Source organism: Pseudomonas neuropathica, from assembly GCF_015461835.1.
Taxonomy (GTDB): Bacteria; Pseudomonadota; Gammaproteobacteria; order Pseudomonadales; family Pseudomonadaceae; genus Aquipseudomonas; species Aquipseudomonas neuropathica.
This window is the reverse complement of sequence record NZ_JACOPX010000015.1, coordinates 1-15,032: the sequence shown is the minus strand read 5'-3', so window position 1 is coordinate 15,032 and position 15,032 is coordinate 1. Positions and strand designations below refer to the sequence as shown.

General features: G+C 58.2%; 15 protein-coding genes. 9 read left to right on the top strand and 6 right to left on the bottom strand.

Going from position 1 to position 15,032, the window contains the following annotated elements; translation table 11 throughout:
- Positions 1-17 precede the first annotated feature (17 nt).
- From dnaN to H8F23_RS21365, 5 genes are all read left to right on the top strand, one after another.
- Positions 18-1,121 carry a DNA polymerase III subunit beta gene (dnaN, locus tag H8F23_RS21385; protein ID WP_007911887.1) on the top strand — a complete coding sequence of 368 codons (1,104 nt, stop codon included), beginning with the start codon at positions 18-20 and terminating at the stop codon, positions 1,119-1,121.
- A gap of 14 nt (positions 1,122-1,135) precedes the next feature.
- Positions 1,136-2,239: a DNA replication/repair protein RecF gene (gene recF / locus H8F23_RS21380; protein ID WP_038359568.1), complete on the top strand. Its 1,104-nt coding sequence runs from the start codon at positions 1,136-1,138 to the stop codon at positions 2,237-2,239.
- A 5-nt stretch (positions 2,240-2,244) separates the two neighbouring features.
- Positions 2,245-4,662 carry a DNA topoisomerase (ATP-hydrolyzing) subunit B gene (gyrB, locus tag H8F23_RS21375; RefSeq protein WP_194935690.1) on the top strand — a complete coding sequence of 806 codons (2,418 nt, stop codon included), beginning with the start codon at positions 2,245-2,247 and terminating at the stop codon, positions 4,660-4,662.
- A gap of 318 nt (positions 4,663-4,980) precedes the next feature.
- Positions 4,981-5,229: a type II toxin-antitoxin system Phd/YefM family antitoxin gene (locus H8F23_RS21370; RefSeq protein ID WP_194935689.1), complete on the top strand. Its 249-nt coding sequence runs from the start codon at positions 4,981-4,983 to the stop codon at positions 5,227-5,229.
- Positions 5,230-5,242: 13 nt separating this feature from the next.
- On the top strand, positions 5,243-5,587 hold the full coding sequence (locus tag H8F23_RS21365; RefSeq protein ID WP_194935688.1) for a type II toxin-antitoxin system RelE/ParE family toxin: 345 nt from the start codon (positions 5,243-5,245) through the stop codon (positions 5,585-5,587).
- 80 nt (positions 5,588-5,667) lie between these two features.
- On the opposite strand, the gene H8F23_RS21360 is transcribed toward H8F23_RS21365, so the two are convergent.
- Positions 5,668-6,387 carry a response regulator transcription factor gene (locus H8F23_RS21360; protein WP_194935687.1) on the bottom strand — a complete coding sequence of 240 codons (720 nt, stop codon included), beginning with the start codon at positions 6,385-6,387 and terminating at the stop codon, positions 5,668-5,670.
- Between the two features lie 169 nt (positions 6,388-6,556).
- On the opposite strand from H8F23_RS21360, the gene H8F23_RS21355 reads away from it, so the two are divergent.
- On the top strand, positions 6,557-8,089 hold the full coding sequence (locus tag H8F23_RS21355; RefSeq protein ID WP_194935686.1) for a sensor histidine kinase: 1,533 nt from the start codon (positions 6,557-6,559) through the stop codon (positions 8,087-8,089).
- Positions 8,090-8,257: 168 nt separating this feature from the next.
- Here H8F23_RS21355 and H8F23_RS21350 read toward each other — a convergent pair whose 3' ends face one another.
- From H8F23_RS21350 to glyQ, 4 genes are all read right to left on the bottom strand, one after another.
- On the bottom strand, positions 8,258-9,037 hold the full coding sequence (locus H8F23_RS21350) for a lysophospholipid acyltransferase family protein (protein WP_194935685.1): 780 nt from the start codon (positions 9,035-9,037) through the stop codon (positions 8,258-8,260).
- An 83-nt stretch (positions 9,038-9,120) separates the two neighbouring features.
- A complete protein-coding gene (gene gmhB / locus H8F23_RS21345; RefSeq protein ID WP_194935684.1) occupies positions 9,121-9,660 on the bottom strand; it encodes a D-glycero-beta-D-manno-heptose 1,7-bisphosphate 7-phosphatase in 540 nt (179 codons plus the stop codon).
- A 4-nt stretch (positions 9,661-9,664) separates the two neighbouring features.
- Entirely contained in the window at positions 9,665-11,719 is a 2,055-nt protein-coding gene (gene glyS, locus H8F23_RS21340) for a glycine--tRNA ligase subunit beta (RefSeq protein WP_093429544.1), read from the bottom strand.
- Positions 11,716-12,669, bottom strand: coding sequence for a glycine--tRNA ligase subunit alpha (glyQ, locus tag H8F23_RS21335; protein WP_003187265.1), 954 nt, complete (start codon positions 12,667-12,669; stop codon positions 11,716-11,718). The genes glyS and glyQ overlap by 4 nt, the downstream gene beginning before the upstream one ends.
- An 81-nt stretch (positions 12,670-12,750) precedes the next feature.
- On the opposite strand from glyQ, the gene H8F23_RS21330 reads away from it, so the two are divergent.
- From H8F23_RS21330 to H8F23_RS21320, 3 genes are all read left to right on the top strand, one after another.
- Entirely contained in the window at positions 12,751-13,308 is a 558-nt protein-coding gene (locus H8F23_RS21330) for a DNA-3-methyladenine glycosylase I (RefSeq protein ID WP_194935683.1), read from the top strand.
- Positions 13,309-13,348: 40 nt separating this feature from the next.
- A complete protein-coding gene (locus H8F23_RS21325; protein ID WP_093429542.1) occupies positions 13,349-14,236 on the top strand; it encodes a lysophospholipid acyltransferase in 888 nt (295 codons plus the stop codon).
- Between the two features lie 73 nt (positions 14,237-14,309).
- Positions 14,310-14,549 (top strand): PilZ domain-containing protein, encoded by a 240-nt coding sequence (locus tag H8F23_RS21320; RefSeq protein ID WP_095049573.1) that lies wholly within the window; start codon positions 14,310-14,312, stop codon positions 14,547-14,549.
- 1 nt (position 14,550) lies between these two features.
- Here H8F23_RS21320 and H8F23_RS21315 read toward each other — a convergent pair whose 3' ends face one another.
- Positions 14,551-14,865: a tetratricopeptide repeat protein gene (locus H8F23_RS21315; protein ID WP_194935682.1), complete on the bottom strand. Its 315-nt coding sequence runs from the start codon at positions 14,863-14,865 to the stop codon at positions 14,551-14,553.
- Positions 14,866-15,032 lie beyond the last annotated feature (167 nt).

Genomic DNA, 15,032 nt, shown 5'->3' with positions numbered 1-15,032 from the left:
AGGCAAGGGACTAGACCATGCATTTCACCATTCAACGCGAAGCCCTGTTGAAACCCCTGCAACTGGTCGCAGGCGTCGTCGAGCGCCGACAGACCTTGCCGGTACTCTCCAACGTGCTGCTGGTTGTCGAAGGCCAGCAACTGTCGCTGACCGGTACCGACCTCGAAGTCGAACTGGTTGGTCGTGTGCAACTTGAAGAGCCGGCTGAAACAGGTTCCATCACGGTGCCTGCGCGCAAGCTGATGGATATCTGCAAAAGCCTGCCCAACGACGCGCTGATCGACATCAAGGTCGACGAGCAGAAGCTGGTGGTGAAGGCTGGCCGTAGCCGCTTCACCCTGTCGACTCTGCCGGCCAACGATTTCCCGACCGTTGAAGAAGGTCCGGGCTCGCTGACTTGCAGTCTTGAACAAAGCAAACTGCGTCGCCTGATCGAACGCACAAGCTTCGCCATGGCCCAGCAGGACGTACGTTATTACCTCAACGGCATGCTGCTGGAAGTGTCCGAAGGCATCATCCGCGCCGTGGCCACCGACGGTCACCGTCTGGCCATGTGCTCGATGAAGGCCGATATCGGCCAGCCAGATCGCCATCAGGTGATCGTGCCGCGCAAAGGTATTCTGGAACTGGCGCGTCTGCTCACCGAGCCGGACGGCAATGTCAGCATCGTGTTGGGCCAACATCACATCCGCGCCACCACCGGCGAATTCACCTTCACCTCGAAACTGGTTGACGGCAAGTTCCCGGACTACGAACGCGTTCTGCCAAAGGGCGGCGACAAGCTGGTATTGGGCGATCGCCAGGCCTTGCGTGAAGCGTTCAGCCGTACCGCGATTCTGTCCAACGAGAAGTACCGTGGTATCCGTCTGCAACTGGCCAGCGGTCAGTTGAAGATCCAGGCCAACAACCCGGAGCAGGAAGAAGCGGAAGAAGAAGTGGGCGTTGAATACAACGGCGGCTCCCTGGAAATCGGCTTCAACGTGAGCTATTTGCTCGACGTGCTGGGCGTGATGACCACCGAGCAGGTTCGTCTGATCCTGTCCGACTCCAACAGCAGTGCACTCGTGCAAGAGTCCGACAACGACGATTCGGCTTACGTTGTCATGCCGATGCGTCTGTAATCAGCTGACCCTGGATGTCCTTAAGTCGTGTTTCGGTCACCGCGGTGCGCAATCTGCACCCGGTGACCTTCTCCCCCTCCCCCCGCATCAACATTCTTTACGGCGCCAACGGCAGCGGCAAAACCAGTGTTCTGGAAGCCATTCATCTGCTGGGGCTTGCCCGTTCGTTTCGTAGCACGCGGCTGTTGCCGGTCATTCAGTACGAGCAACTCGCCTGCACCGTGTTCGGTCAGGTCGAATTGGCTGAGGGTGGGCACAGTGCGTTGGGGATCTCGCGCGATCGTCAGGGCGAGTTCCAGATACGCATCGACGGCCAGAACGCCCGCAGTGCTGCGCAGCTGGCGGAGATCCTGCCACTGCAGTTGATCAACCCCGACAGCTTCCGCTTGCTTGAAGGTGCGCCGAAGATTCGTCGACAGTTTCTCGACTGGGGCGTGTTCCACGTCGAGCCGCGCTTTATGGCCACCTGGCAGCGGTTGCAGAAGGCCCTGCGCCAGAGAAACTCTTGGCTGCGACATGGTACACTTGACGCCGTTTCGCAAGCGGTTTGGGACAGGGAACTGTGCCAGGCCAGCGCTGAAATCGATGAATACCGCCGCGCCTACATCAAAGCCTTGAAACCAGTCTTTGAACAAACCTTGAGCGAACTGGTTGAGCTTGAAGGTTTGACGCTCAGCTATTACCGAGGCTGGGACAAAGACCGGGAATTGAGCGCCGTACTGGCTGGATCCGTGCAACGGGATCAGCAAATGGGTCATACCCAGGCCGGACCGCAACGGGCTGATTTGCGTCTTAGATTGGGCGCTCACAACGCCGCGGACATCTTGTCCCGGGGTCAGCAGAAGTTAGTGGTCTGTGCACTACGGATTGCCCAAGGGCATTTGGTCAGCCAGGCCCGTCGCGGTCAGTGTATTTATCTGGTGGATGACTTGCCGTCCGAGCTGGACGAGGGTCATCGTCGCGCGCTGTGCCGTTTGCTGGAAGACTTACGCTGCCAGGTGTTCATCACCTGTGTAGATCACGAATTATTGAGGGAAGGCTGGCAGACGGAAACGCCAGTCGCTCTGTTCCACGTGGAACAGGGCCGTATCACCCAGACCCACGACCATCGGGAGTGAAGGCATTGAGCGAAGAAAATACGTACGACTCAACGAGCATTAAAGTGCTGAAAGGCCTGGATGCCGTACGCAAACGTCCCGGTATGTACATTGGTGACACTGACGATGGCAGCGGTCTGCACCACATGGTGTTCGAGGTGGTCGACAACTCGATCGACGAAGCCCTCGCCGGCCACTGCGATGACATCAGCATCATCATCCACCCGGATGAGTCCATCACCGTTAAAGACAACGGCCGTGGCATCCCGGTAGACGTGCACAAAGAGGAAGGCGTTTCCGCCGCCGAGGTCATCATGACCGTCCTCCACGCTGGCGGTAAGTTCGACGACAACTCCTACAAGGTCTCCGGCGGTCTGCACGGCGTAGGTGTGTCGGTAGTGAACGCACTGTCCGAAGAGCTGGTCCTGACCGTACGCCGCAGCGGCAAGATCTGGGAACAGACCTACGTCCACGGCGTACCTCAGGCTCCGATGGCCATCGTTGGCGACAGCGAAACCACCGGTACCCAGATCCACTTCAAGGCTTCCAGCGAAACCTTCAAGAACATTCACTTCAGCTGGGACATCCTGGCCAAGCGCATTCGTGAACTGTCCTTCCTCAACTCCGGTGTCGGCATCGTCCTCAAGGATGAGCGCAGCGGCAAGGAAGAGCTGTTCAAGTACGAAGGCGGCCTGCGTGCGTTCGTTGAATACCTGAACACCAACAAGACTGCGGTCAACCAGGTGTTCCACTTCAACATCCAGCGTGAAGACGGCATCGGCGTGGAAATCGCCCTGCAGTGGAACGACAGCTTCAACGAGAACCTGTTGTGTTTCACCAACAACATTCCGCAGCGCGACGGCGGTACCCACCTGGTGGGCTTCCGCTCGGCCCTGACGCGTAACCTGAACAACTACATCGAGCAGGAAGGTCTGGCGAAGAAGCACAAAGTCGCCACCACCGGTGATGATGCCCGTGAAGGCCTGACCGCGATCATCTCGGTGAAAGTGCCGGATCCGAAGTTCAGCTCGCAGACCAAAGACAAGCTGGTCTCTTCCGAAGTGAAGACCGCGGTCGAACAGGAAATGGGCAAGTACTTCTCCGACTTCCTCCTGGAAAACCCGAACGAAGCCAAGCTGGTGGTCGGCAAGATGATCGACGCCGCCCGTGCCCGTGAAGCGGCGCGCAAGGCCCGTGAGATGACCCGCCGCAAAGGCACGCTGGACATCGCCGGCCTGCCGGGCAAGCTCGCTGACTGCCAGGAAAAAGACCCGGCGCTGTCCGAACTGTATCTCGTGGAAGGTGACTCCGCGGGCGGCTCTGCCAAGCAGGGACGTAACCGCAAGACCCAGGCGATCCTGCCGTTGAAGGGCAAGATCCTCAACGTCGAGAAAGCGCGTTTCGACAAGATGATCTCTTCCCAGGAAGTGGGCACCTTGATCACCGCGCTGGGCTGCGGCATCGGTCGCGACGAATACAACATCGACAAGTTGCGTTATCACAACATCATCATCATGACCGATGCTGACGTCGACGGTTCGCACATCCGTACCCTGCTGCTGACCTTCTTCTTCCGTCAGTTGCCGGAGCTGATCGAGCGCGGTTACATCTACATCGCCCAGCCGCCGCTGTACAAGGTCAAGAAAGGCAAGCAAGAGCAATACATCAAAGACGACGACGCCATGGAAGAGTACATGACGCAGTCGGCCCTGGAAGATGCCAGCCTGCACCTGAACGAAGAGGCACCAGGCATTTCCGGTGAAGCTTTGGAGCGTCTGGTAAACGACTTCCGCATGGTGATGAAGACCCTCAAGCGTCTGTCGCGCCTGTACCCGCAAGAGCTGACCGAGCACTTCATCTACCTGCCGGCCGTGAGCCTGGAAATGCTTGGCGACCACGCCAAGATGCAGGACTGGCTGGCCCAGTACGAAGTCCGTCTGCGCACCGTCGAGAAGTCCGGCCTGGTCTACAAGGCCAGCCTGCGTGAAGACCGTGAGCGTGGCGTGTGGCTGCCGGAGGTCGAACTGATCTCCCACGGTCTGTCGAACTACGTCACTTTCAACCGCGACTTCTTCGGCAGCAACGACTACAAAACCGTCGTCACCCTTGGCGCTCAACTGAGCACCCTGCTCGACGACGGCGCGTACATCCAGCGTGGCGAGCGCAAGAAGGCAGTCACCGAGTTCAAGGAAGCCCTCGACTGGCTGATGGCTGAAAGCACCAAGCGCCACACCATTCAGCGATACAAAGGTCTGGGCGAAATGAACCCGGATCAGCTGTGGGAAACCACCATGGACCCAAGCGTGCGTCGCATGCTGAAAGTCACCATCGAAGACGCCATTGGCGCAGACCAGATCTTCAACACCCTGATGGGTGATGCGGTCGAACCTCGCCGTGACTTCATCGAGAGCAATGCGTTGGCGGTTTCGAACCTGGATTTCTGATCCCGGTTTGCGTCAAAACAAAAAAGGCCAATGCAATCGCGTTGGCCTTTTTTGTTACACAAAGCCGCCATTGATCGGCTGGTCAATTTACATCAACTCTTCTAGGTTCTTGAGTGGCAAAACAAACGGAGCATTTGCTAAAAAACTTGACTTAATTGTAAAAGAGAGGGCTTTTATCGGTCTTGTTTTGGTCTGAATTTAGTGTATGGTGGTTGGTGTTGGGGCAATTTCGCCTCGAAGGTTCTGGGCAGCATTAAAACAGAGCCATCAGCGTTAGTTGGCGTCCGGGACGGACGTCACAAAGGAGGGTTTCCACTCATGCGAGTCGAAACAATAAGTTTTTTGAAAAAACACGCATCCGACCTGCCATTAGATGAGCCAATGGTCGTCACGCAAAATGGTGTTCCTGCCTATGTTGTGGAGTCTTATGTTGACCATAAGCGCCGTGACGAAGCAGTTGCCCTTGTGAAAATGCTCGCAATCAGTTCTCGCGAATATGCCCAAGGCAAACATTGTTCTACTGATGAGCTGAAAGCCCGTTTGAGCAGGAGGTTTGCCCACAAATAATATAGGAGCCTAAATGACCAAGTTCACCGTTCGTTACACCGAAATCGCTCAACAAAGCATCGAAGACCAGATTGAACATCTGGCTGATTATCACGGGCTGCAGTCTGCTTTCCAGCGGGTTGATGCCGTCGTTGACATCATCACAGATAAACTCGCGTCCACCCCCTACGGTTATCCCGTCAGCCCTCAGATGAGCGAGCTGGGTGTCATGCAATATCGTGAACTTAATACAGACGATTACCGCGTTTTCTACGAGATCTTGGATGAAGATCAGACTGTCGCCGTTGGTCTGGTCTTAAGAGGTAAACAGAGTGTCGAGCGGGCCCTCGTTCGTTATTGTTTACTCAAAGCATTCTAGCTCTGACGTTTCCCGTTATGAGCGGACTGCTTTGTTGTCCCGGCGCTTAAGTGCCGGGTTGAAGCTGCGAACTTTAATTTCTATTCGGACCCCGTCGCCACACTTTCCAACCGATACCCATACCCATAAATCGTCAACAACTGCCAACCCCGATCCGCCGTCAGCCCCAACTTGTTACGCAGCCGATAGATATGCGTATCCAGCGGTCGCGACGACGCCATCTCCTCATGCGGCCAAAACCGTTCGTACAGATAATCCCGCGACAACGGCCGGCCCAAATTGCTGAACAGACAACGGGCAAGTCGATACTCCCGCTCGGTCATGACGATAGGTTTGCCCTCACGGGTGACGGTCAGCTCTGCATCATCAAACGTCAGGTCATTGAAGCTCAGCACTTCGGTCGCCGTGCTGCGTGGCTGGCTATGCCGGCGTAGTACTGCGGCGACTCGGGCTTTCAGTTCATTGGGGCGGAACGGTTTACTTACATAATCGTCGGCGCCAGCGTTCAAGGCTTGGACGATATCGCTCTCGCCATCGCGACTGGTCAGCATGATCGCGGCCGGTGGCGCTTCCATGTGTTCGCGGGTCCAGCGTAGCAAGGCCAGGCCGGTGAGGTCGGGCAGTTGCCAGTCGAGGATCAGCAGGTCGAAGGTTTCCCGGCGTAGCTGTCGTAACAGGTCTTCGCCACGCTCGAAGCTGTGCAGTGACCACGGCTGTTCGCCGGCATCGGCCATTTGCTGCAGGGTTTGCTCGACCCGGCGCAGTTCGGCGGGTTCGTCGTCCAGTATCGCAACGCGCATACGCGGTGGTTCCTTGTTGCTTGGGCAGTTGGGCGTCAACCATAGTCGCTTGGTCATCACCTTGAAAGTAAGCGGCCCGCCGTTGGTCGACGTCCGCTATGATTCTTCGAGTCTACGTCTCAGACCTGTGGCCCATGAAACCATTCACCCTGCCCTGCCCCTTTTCCCCATGAACAATCATCGTCGGCGTGAAAGCCGAGAGCCGAGCCAGGTGCAGCGACTGTTTCGACAGTTGGTGCGCGAGTGGTTGTGGATAAGTCTAGTGCTGTTGCCGCTGACCGCGTTGTTGTCGTATCGCGCGCAGGTCAACCTGCATGATGTATCTCCCGTTACCGGGGCATTGTTATCGGTAGGGCTGGTGGCCAGCGTGCTCGGGCTGCTGCTGTGGCGACCACGATGGGCACTTTGGCTGACGTTGGTGGGCATGGCGTGCGTGCTGTTGATCAGTGCCGGACTGGCGGAAACGCGCCGCTGGTGGTCGCCGACACCGGCGGTGCTGGGGATGTTATTCGGCTATTTGATCTGGAACTGGCGACGCCTGAGCGTAGTGCTGACTTATTTCGGCTGGGAGCTGGCACGACTGGACAGCGAGCCGAAGGTATTCCCCGAACGCCGTCGCGCGCAATTCACCGGGGCTGATCGCTTGCAGGGCCAGATCATGGCGCTGGAACAGGCTATGAGTCGCACCCGTGATACCCGGCGCTTTATTGCCGACGGTCTGGAGTACTTGCCCGTCGCCACACTGATCAGCGATCCCAAAGGCCAGATCCTGCTGGGCAATCGCAAGGCTCGCCAGCTATTCGATCACAATCTGGTGGGGGACGACGTCCTCGATCAACTGGCCAGCCTCGGTTACCCGGAGTTGTCCACAGAGTTGCGCCCGTCACTGTCGGCCATTCAGCTGTTGGAGTTTTGCGATCACAAGGAACGCAGCCTGCGCCTGGAGCGTGCCGCCCTGCTGCCGGTGGACGGAGACACGCCGATTGGTTGGCTGCTCAGCCTCACCGACCTCAGCGCCGAACGTGCCGCCGAGGAACAACGCGGGGTATTGCTGCGCTTTCTTTCCCACGACTTGCGTGCTCCGCATTCGGCGATCCTCGCCCTGCTCGATGTTCATCGCCATCAGGCCGGGGCGGACTCGCCGTTGTTCGAACAGATTGAGCGGCAGGTGCGTCGCGCGCTGGATCTCACCGATGGTTTCGTCTTGCTGGCGCGGGCCGAGTCCGAGACCTATCAGTTCCAGCCGAGCCTGTTCGCTATGTTGGTGCTGGACGTGCTGGATCAGGCGTTGCCCATCGCCCAGCAGAAACGCATCGAACTGCTGCACGACATGGATGAGCAATCCCAAGAGCGTCTGATCATGGCTGACCAGGGATTACTGACGCGTGCGCTGTTCAACCTGCTGGAGAATGCGATCAAGTACAGCCCGGCAGATACCACGATTGAACTGCGAGTCAGTTGCCAAGGAGAGTGGCTACGTTGCGAACTGACCGATCAAGGTAAAGGCATCGCCGAACAAGAGTTGCCTGATCTGTTCAGTCAGTACCGACGCTTTTCCTCGGCACAAGGGATCGACGGTGTAGGCCTCGGCTTGTCGATGGTCAAAGCGGTGGTCGATCACCATGGCGGTAAAATCGAATGCCGCAGCGTGGTCGCTCAAGGCACCACATTTCTGTTCGAATTACCGCTGATCGCCGAGTGAACAGGCACAAAAAAACCGGCTATATCAGCCGGTTTTTTTACATCCGGAAAAAACTTATGCACGTTTTACGGCGTTTTATGAGCTTGAGAAATATATAAGTAAATCAATAACTTAATTTGAATATTCAAGCGTTTTCAACAAAACCGTACACAGGTTATCCACAAAATCTCAGACAGCGATCTGATCATTGGCGGCCGGTGCCTGCGGAGCCGGCGGCAGTGAGCCCATTTCCCGTTGAGTCTTCTCGTTCCACGCTTGCACGCGGTCGTTCAGATCAGCAATGGCGCGTGGGCCAGTGCCTTCGGCATACATCGGTTCACCGATAACCACGGTGATCACCCCGGACTTCTTGCCCCAGCCGATTTTCGGCCAGAATTTGCCGGCATTGTGTGCAATCGGCAGGACCGGAAGCGCCGCATTCACCGCCAAAGCGCTACCACTGCGGGAGAACTTGCCGACAGTGCCGTAAGGAACGCGTGTACCTTCCGGGAAGATCAGCACCCAAACGTTGTCCTTGAGCAGTTCGTCACCTTTGGCGGCGACTTGTTTCAGCGCCGCTTTCGGGTTGTCGCGATCAATCGCGATCGGCCGCAACATGGCCATGGCCCAGCCGAAGAACGGCACGTAAAGCAGTTCGCGTTTGAGCACCTGGCTCAACGGCGAAAAATAAGCGGAGAGAAAGAACGTCTCCCAAGTGCTCTGGTGGTTCGACTGAATCACGCAGGGCCGGTCAGGTACGTTTTGCGCGCCTTTGATTTCGTAACGGATACCGAGGAACACCTTGGTCAACCACAAGGCGCAACGGCACCAGTACACGTTGATAAAACGATAACGCGCCTTGAACGGCAAAAACGGCGCGATAAAAAAACTCAAGCTGCACCACAGCAGGGAGGTGGTGCCTAGCAGCAGGTAAAAGAGAAAAATCCTGATGGCCCGCAGTATCGACATAGTGACGTTTACCGTTACGGGGCAATGCCCGAATGTTCAAGCGCACTCCCGATCAATCCCTGGTCAGGAACTTCAGAAGTACTCTAGTTGTGGATAAGTTCTGCGGCAATCGCCGCCAGATCGTCAAAAATCAGAGTGCCAACCGGCAGGGTTTTGCCCTGAGTCTTTGCGCCCTTTCCGGTCTTTACCAAAACTGGCTGTGAATCGACGGCTTTGGCAGCTTCCAGGTCACCAAGGCTGTCGCCGACGAACCAGACATTGGCCAGCGTCACGTTGTAATGCGCCGCGATGGTTTTCAGCATCCCCGGTTTCGGCTTGCGACAATCGCAGCCTTCGTCCGGCCCATGCGGGCAATACACGATCAGCCCGACTTCACCACCCTGCTCCGCGACCAGCTCGCGCAGGCGCGCGTGCATAGCGTCGAGGGTGGCGAGGTCGTAATAGCCACGAGCAATGCCCGACTGGTTGGTGGCCACCGCCACCGTCCAGCCAGCCTTGCTCAACTGCGCAATCGCCTCGATCGAGCCGGGCAACGGAATCCACTCCGCCACTGACTTGATGTAAGCGTCGGAGTCGTAATTGATCACTCCGTCCCGATCGAGAATCAGCAGTTTCAACAGCAATCCCTCAACCCAGCAGCGAAATGTCGGCAACGCCGAGGAACAGACCACGCAGACGCGCCAGCAGCGCGTAACGGTTGGCCCGCACATTGGCGTCGTCGGCATTGACCATCACCGCGTCGAAGAACGCATCGACGGGCTCACGCAATGCCGCCAAGCGTGCCAGCGATTCGTTGTACTGACGCGCTGCCGCCATTGGCTGCACCGCTTGATCCGCTTGCTGGATCGCCGAGTACAGCGAGAACTCGTTGGCGTTGTCGAAGTACTTGGCTTGCACCTCGGTCGGTACCGCGCCTTCGAGTTTGCTCAACAGGTTCGACACACGCTTGTTCACCGCCGCCAGCGCTGCTGCTTCCGGCAGTTTGCGGAAGGCTTGCACTGCTTGCACACGCTGGTCGAAGTCCAGCGCCGAACCCGGCTTCAGGGCACGTACCGACAGGTAAGTGGCGACTTCAACGCCTTCGTCTTCGTAACGCGCACGCAGACGGTCGAAGATGAATTCCAGCACGGACTCGTTGAGGCCGGCAGCCTTGACCTTGGCGCCGAACGCAGTCACGGCGAAAGCCACGGCGTCGTTCAGGTCGAGGTCGAGTTTCTTCTCGATCAGGATACGCAGCACACCCAGTGCCGCTCGGCGTAGGGCATACGGGTCTTTGCTGCCGGTTGGCAGCATGCCGATACCGAAGATCCCGACCAGGGTGTCGAGCTTGTCAGCGATCGCGACGGCCGCACCGGTCAGGGTCGCCGGCAATTCAGCACCGGCACCGCGTGGCATGTACTGCTCGTTGAGCGCCAGCGCGACGTCTTCCGGCTCGCCGTCATTGAGGGCGTAGTAGTAACCGGCGACACCTTGCATCTCCGGGAATTCGCCGACCATTTCGGTAGCCAGGTCGCACTTCGACAGCAGACCAGCGCGCGCAGCCCACGAGGCGTTGCCGCCAATGCGTGCGGCGATGTACGCAGCCAGTTTCGATACGCGTTCGGCTTTGTCGTAGACGCTGCCGAGTTTTTCCTGGAACACCACGTTCTTCAGGCGATCGTTGAAAGCTTCGAGCTTCTGCTTCTTGTCTTGCTTGAAGAAGAACTCGGCGTCGGTCAGGCGTGGGCGAACCACTTTCTCGTTACCGGCGATGATCTGCTGCGGATCTTTGCTTTCGATGTTGGCCACAGTAATGAAACGTGGCAGCAACTTGCCGTCGGCATCCAGCAGGCAGAAGTACTTCTGGTTGTCCTGCATGGTGGTGATCAGGGCTTCTTGCGGCACGTCGAGGAAACGCTCCTCGAACGAGCAGACCAGCGGCACCGGCCATTCGACCAGCGCGGTCACTTCGTCGAGCAGTGCCGGCGGAACGATTGCCGTGCCTTCCTGACGGGTGGCCAGCTCTTCAGTGCGTTTGCTGATGATCTCGCGACGCTCGTTGGCATCGGCCAATACATAAGCGGCACGCAGGTCGGCGAGGTAGCTCGACGGCGAGCCGATGCGCACGCTTTCCGGGTGATGGAAGCGGTGACCACGGGAATCACGGCCAGCCTTCTGCGCGAGGATGGTGCAGTCGATGACCTGGTCACCGAGCAGCATCACCAGCCATTGGGTCGGACGCACGAACTCTTCCTTGCGCGCACCCCAACGCATGCGTTTCGGGATCGGCAGGTCGTTCAGCGAGTCTTCGACGATGGTCGGCAGCAGGCTTGCGGTCGGCTTGCCGGCGATGCTCTGGCTGTAGCGCAGTTTCGGGCCGCTCTGATCGATTTCGCTCAGATCGACGCCGCACTTCTTGGCGAAGCCGAGAGCTGCTTGCGTTGGATTGCCGTCAGCGTCGAACGCCGCCTGACGTGGCGGGCCGTCGAGGTTGATGCTGCGATCCGGTTGCTGGGTAGCCAGCGCGGTGATCAGCACAGCCAGACGACGCGGTGCGGCGTAGACAGTTTTAGTCTCGTAGCTCAGGCCAGCGGCTTGCAGGCCCTTGTCGATACCCGCGAGGAACGCTTCAGCCAAGGTGTTCAGGGCTTTCGGTGGCAGTTCTTCGGTGCCCAGTTCAACCAGAAAATCTTGCGCACTCATTGTGCTGCCTCCAGCTTGGCCAGTACTTCGTCACGCAGGTCCGGGGTCGCCATCGGGAAGCCCAGTTTGGCGCGCGCCAGCAGGTAGGCTTGCGCAACGGAACGCGCCAGGGTGCGTACGCGCAGAATGTATTGCTGACGCGCGGTCACCGAGATCGCCCGGCGCGCATCCAGCAGGTTGAAGGTGTGCGACGCCTTCAACACCATTTCATAGCTCGGCAACGGCAGCGGCTGGTCGAGTTCGATCAGGCGCTTGGCTTCGCTTTCATAGAAGTCGAACAGTTCGAACAGTTTGTCGACGTTGGCGTGTTCGAAGTTATAAGTGGACTGCTCCACTTCGTTCTGGTGGAACACGTCGCCGTAGGTCACCTTGCCAAACGGACCGTCAGCCCAGACCAGGTCGTAGACCGAGTCCACGCCTTGCAGGTACATGGCCAGACGCTCGAGACCGTAAGTGATCTCGCCGGTCACCGGGTAGCACTCGATGCCGCCCGCCTGCTGGAAGTAAGTGAACTGAGTCACTTCCATGCCGTTGAGCCAGACTTCCCAGCCCAGACCCCAGGCGCCGAGGGTCGGCGATTCCCAGTTGTCTTCGACGAAGCGAATGTCGTGGACCAGCGGGTCCAGGCCAACATGCTTGAGCGAGCCCAGATACAGTTCCTGGAAGTTGTCCGGGTTCGGTTTCAGGACGACCTGGAACTGATAGTAGTGCTGCAGACGGTTCGGGTTTTCGCCGTAACGGCCGTCAGTCGGACGGCGGCTTGGCTGCACGTAGGCGGCGTTCCAGGTTTCCGGGCCGATGGCACGGAGGAAGGTCGCGGTGTGGAAAGTGCCGGCGCCTACTTCCATATCGTAGGGCTGAAGTACCACGCAACCTTGCTCGGCCCAGTATTGCTGGAGCGCGAGGATCAAGTCTTGGAAGGTACGCACGGCTGGCGTAGGCTGGCTCACGAAATTCACCTGTTTCTTGGGCTGCGATTTAAAGAGCGGGAGTATACCCGATTCAGTCGCACCTCCACCCCCTGGAGCCTTATGCCACGCTGCTTTTGGTGTACCGAAGATCCGCTGTACATGGCTTATCACGATCAGGAGTGGGGCACGCCGCTACGCGATGCGCAGGGTTTGTTCGAGTTGCTTTTGCTCGAAGGGTTCCAGGCCGGGCTGTCGTGGATCACCGTGTTGCGCAAGCGCGAGCGTTATCGCGAGGTGTTGTTCGGCTTCGACGTACAGCGCGTGGCGCAGATGAGCGACGCCGAAATCGACGAATTGATGCTCGACCCGGGGATCATCCGCAACCGTCTCAAACTCAACGCCGCCCGCCGTAATGCGCAGGCCTGGCTGGCGCTGGAGGACCCGGTGGCGTTTCTCTGGTCGTTCGTCGGTGATCAACCGATCATCAATCATTTCAAGGATCGCAGCGAAGTCCCGGCGATCACCCCTGAAGCGTTGGCGATGAGCAAAGGCTTGAAAAAGGCCGGATTCACGTTCGTCGGCCCGACCATTTGCTACGCACTGATGCAGGCCTCGGGCATGGTCATGGACCACACTCAGGACTGCGACCGCTACGCGCAGCTCGTCAACGCCGGTTAGAATGGCCGCCTCGCGCACCGCACAAGATCAGGAGTGACCTGTGGAAAAGTTTAAAGGCGCCTTGCTGGTAGGCGCTCTGCGGCTGTTTGCCCTGCTGCCATGGCGGGCCGTGCAGGCCGTGGGTTCGGCGATTGGCTGGATCATGTGGAAAACCCCCAACCGTTCCCGCGAAGTGGTGCGGATCAACCTTGCGAAATGTTTTCCACAGATGGATGCCGCCGAACGTGAACGTCTGGTCGGCCAAAGCCTGAAAGACATCGGCAAGTCGCTGACTGAAAGCGCCTGCGCGTGGATCTGGCCGGCGCAGCGCTCGATCGATCTGGTGCGCGAAGTCGAAGGTCTCGACATCCTCAAGAATGCCTTGGCCTCGGGCAAAGGCGTGGTCGGCATCACCAGCCACCTGGGCAACTGGGAAGTGCTCAACCACTTCTATTGCAGCCAGTGCAAACCGATCATTTTCTACCGTCCACCGAAGCTCAAGGCTGTGGATGAGTTATTGCGCAAACAGCGCGTGCAACTGGGCAACAAAGTCGCTGCTTCCACCAAGGAAGGCATCCTCAGCGTGATCAAGGAAGTGCGCAAAGGTGGTGCAGTGGGCATTCCTGCTGACCCGGAACCGGCCGAATCCGCCGGGATCTTCGTGCCGTTCTTCGCCACTCAAGCGCTGACCAGCAAATTCGTGCCGAACATGCTCGCCGGTGGCAAAGCGGTCGGTGTATTCCTGCATGCGCTGCGCCTGCCCGACGGTTCCGGCTACAAAGTGATCCTCGAAGCCGCGCCAGAAGCCATGTACAGCACCGATACCGCCGAATCCTGCGCCGCGATGAGTAAAGTCGTCGAGCGTTACGTCGCCGCGTACCCGAGTCAGTACATGTGGAGCATGAAGCGCTTCAAGAAACGCCCGCCGGGCGAAGAGCGCTGGTATTGAGCTGATTGGCATGATCTGTGGATAACCTCACTGGCGAGGTTATCCACAACCGTTCATCAAAGGGCGCAACAAGATGTCCGAACAACGCAAATCCTTCCGCATCAAGATTACCCACGACAGCTTTGGCGAATGCCTCGGGCAGACGCGCAACCTGTCGCCTACCGGGGTGTTTGTGCAGCATCCGGTTTTGGCTTCTTTGCCCAAAGGCGCAGTGGTTTACGGCGAGGTGCAGGGTTTACCCACAGGCGCGCCGCGGGTGCGGATGGAAGTGGTGACGGTGGATGCCGACGGGATCGGTCTTCGCTACCTTTGACTTATAGTGCCTGACGATCAAGCTTCTTCAGAAACACCGTCATTTCCTTTTCGGCCTGCTTGTCGCCATGGGCGCGGGCCGCTTCCAGACCTTGTTCCCACGCCTGACGTGCGGCGGCGTGATCGCCTAGCGCAAGTTGCGCCTTGCCTAACAGTTTCCATGCCGCCGAATACTTCGGATCGAAGCCGACACAACGTTCAAAGTGCTCGGCGGCCTTGGCGTTTTCACCCAGATCCAGATAACCCTTGCCCAGGCCGAAGCGCAGCAGAGAGTTATCCACACCCTTGGCGAGCATTTTTTCCAGGGAGTCGAGCATTTATGCACCCTCGTTAATGTGATCGTTCCCACGCGGAGCATCACTAGTGTCCGGTAAAAACTGAAGGGGGAGCTTGCTCCCCCTTGCTGTGCCTGCTTCCTGAGCAATAATCAGGTTTTTCAGACTCGATTTTCGCCTATGTTCAGTAGCACCCGATTTGCGCAGAT

Coding starts and splice junctions, on each gene's coding strand:
- dnaN (WP_007911887.1), top strand. CDS start 18: ATGCATTTCACCATTCAACGCGAAGCCCTGTTGAAACCCCTGCAACTG.
- recF (WP_038359568.1), top strand. CDS start 1,136: ATGTCCTTAAGTCGTGTTTCGGTCACCGCGGTGCGCAATCTGCACCCG.
- H8F23_RS21370 (WP_194935689.1), top strand. CDS start 4,981: ATGCGAGTCGAAACAATAAGTTTTTTGAAAAAACACGCATCCGACCTG.
- H8F23_RS21365 (WP_194935688.1), top strand. CDS start 5,243: ATGACCAAGTTCACCGTTCGTTACACCGAAATCGCTCAACAAAGCATC.
- H8F23_RS21360 (WP_194935687.1), bottom strand. CDS start 6,387: ATGCGCGTTGCGATACTGGACGACGAACCCGCCGAACTGCGCCGGGTC.
- H8F23_RS21355 (WP_194935686.1), top strand. CDS start 6,557: ATGAACAATCATCGTCGGCGTGAAAGCCGAGAGCCGAGCCAGGTGCAG.
- H8F23_RS21350 (WP_194935685.1), bottom strand. CDS start 9,037: ATGTCGATACTGCGGGCCATCAGGATTTTTCTCTTTTACCTGCTGCTA.
- glyS (WP_093429544.1), bottom strand. CDS start 11,719: ATGAGTGCGCAAGATTTTCTGGTTGAACTGGGCACCGAAGAACTGCCA.
- H8F23_RS21330 (WP_194935683.1), top strand. CDS start 12,751: ATGCCACGCTGCTTTTGGTGTACCGAAGATCCGCTGTACATGGCTTAT.
- H8F23_RS21320 (WP_095049573.1), top strand. CDS start 14,310: ATGTCCGAACAACGCAAATCCTTCCGCATCAAGATTACCCACGACAGC.
- H8F23_RS21315 (WP_194935682.1), bottom strand. CDS start 14,865: ATGCTCGACTCCCTGGAAAAAATGCTCGCCAAGGGTGTGGATAACTCT.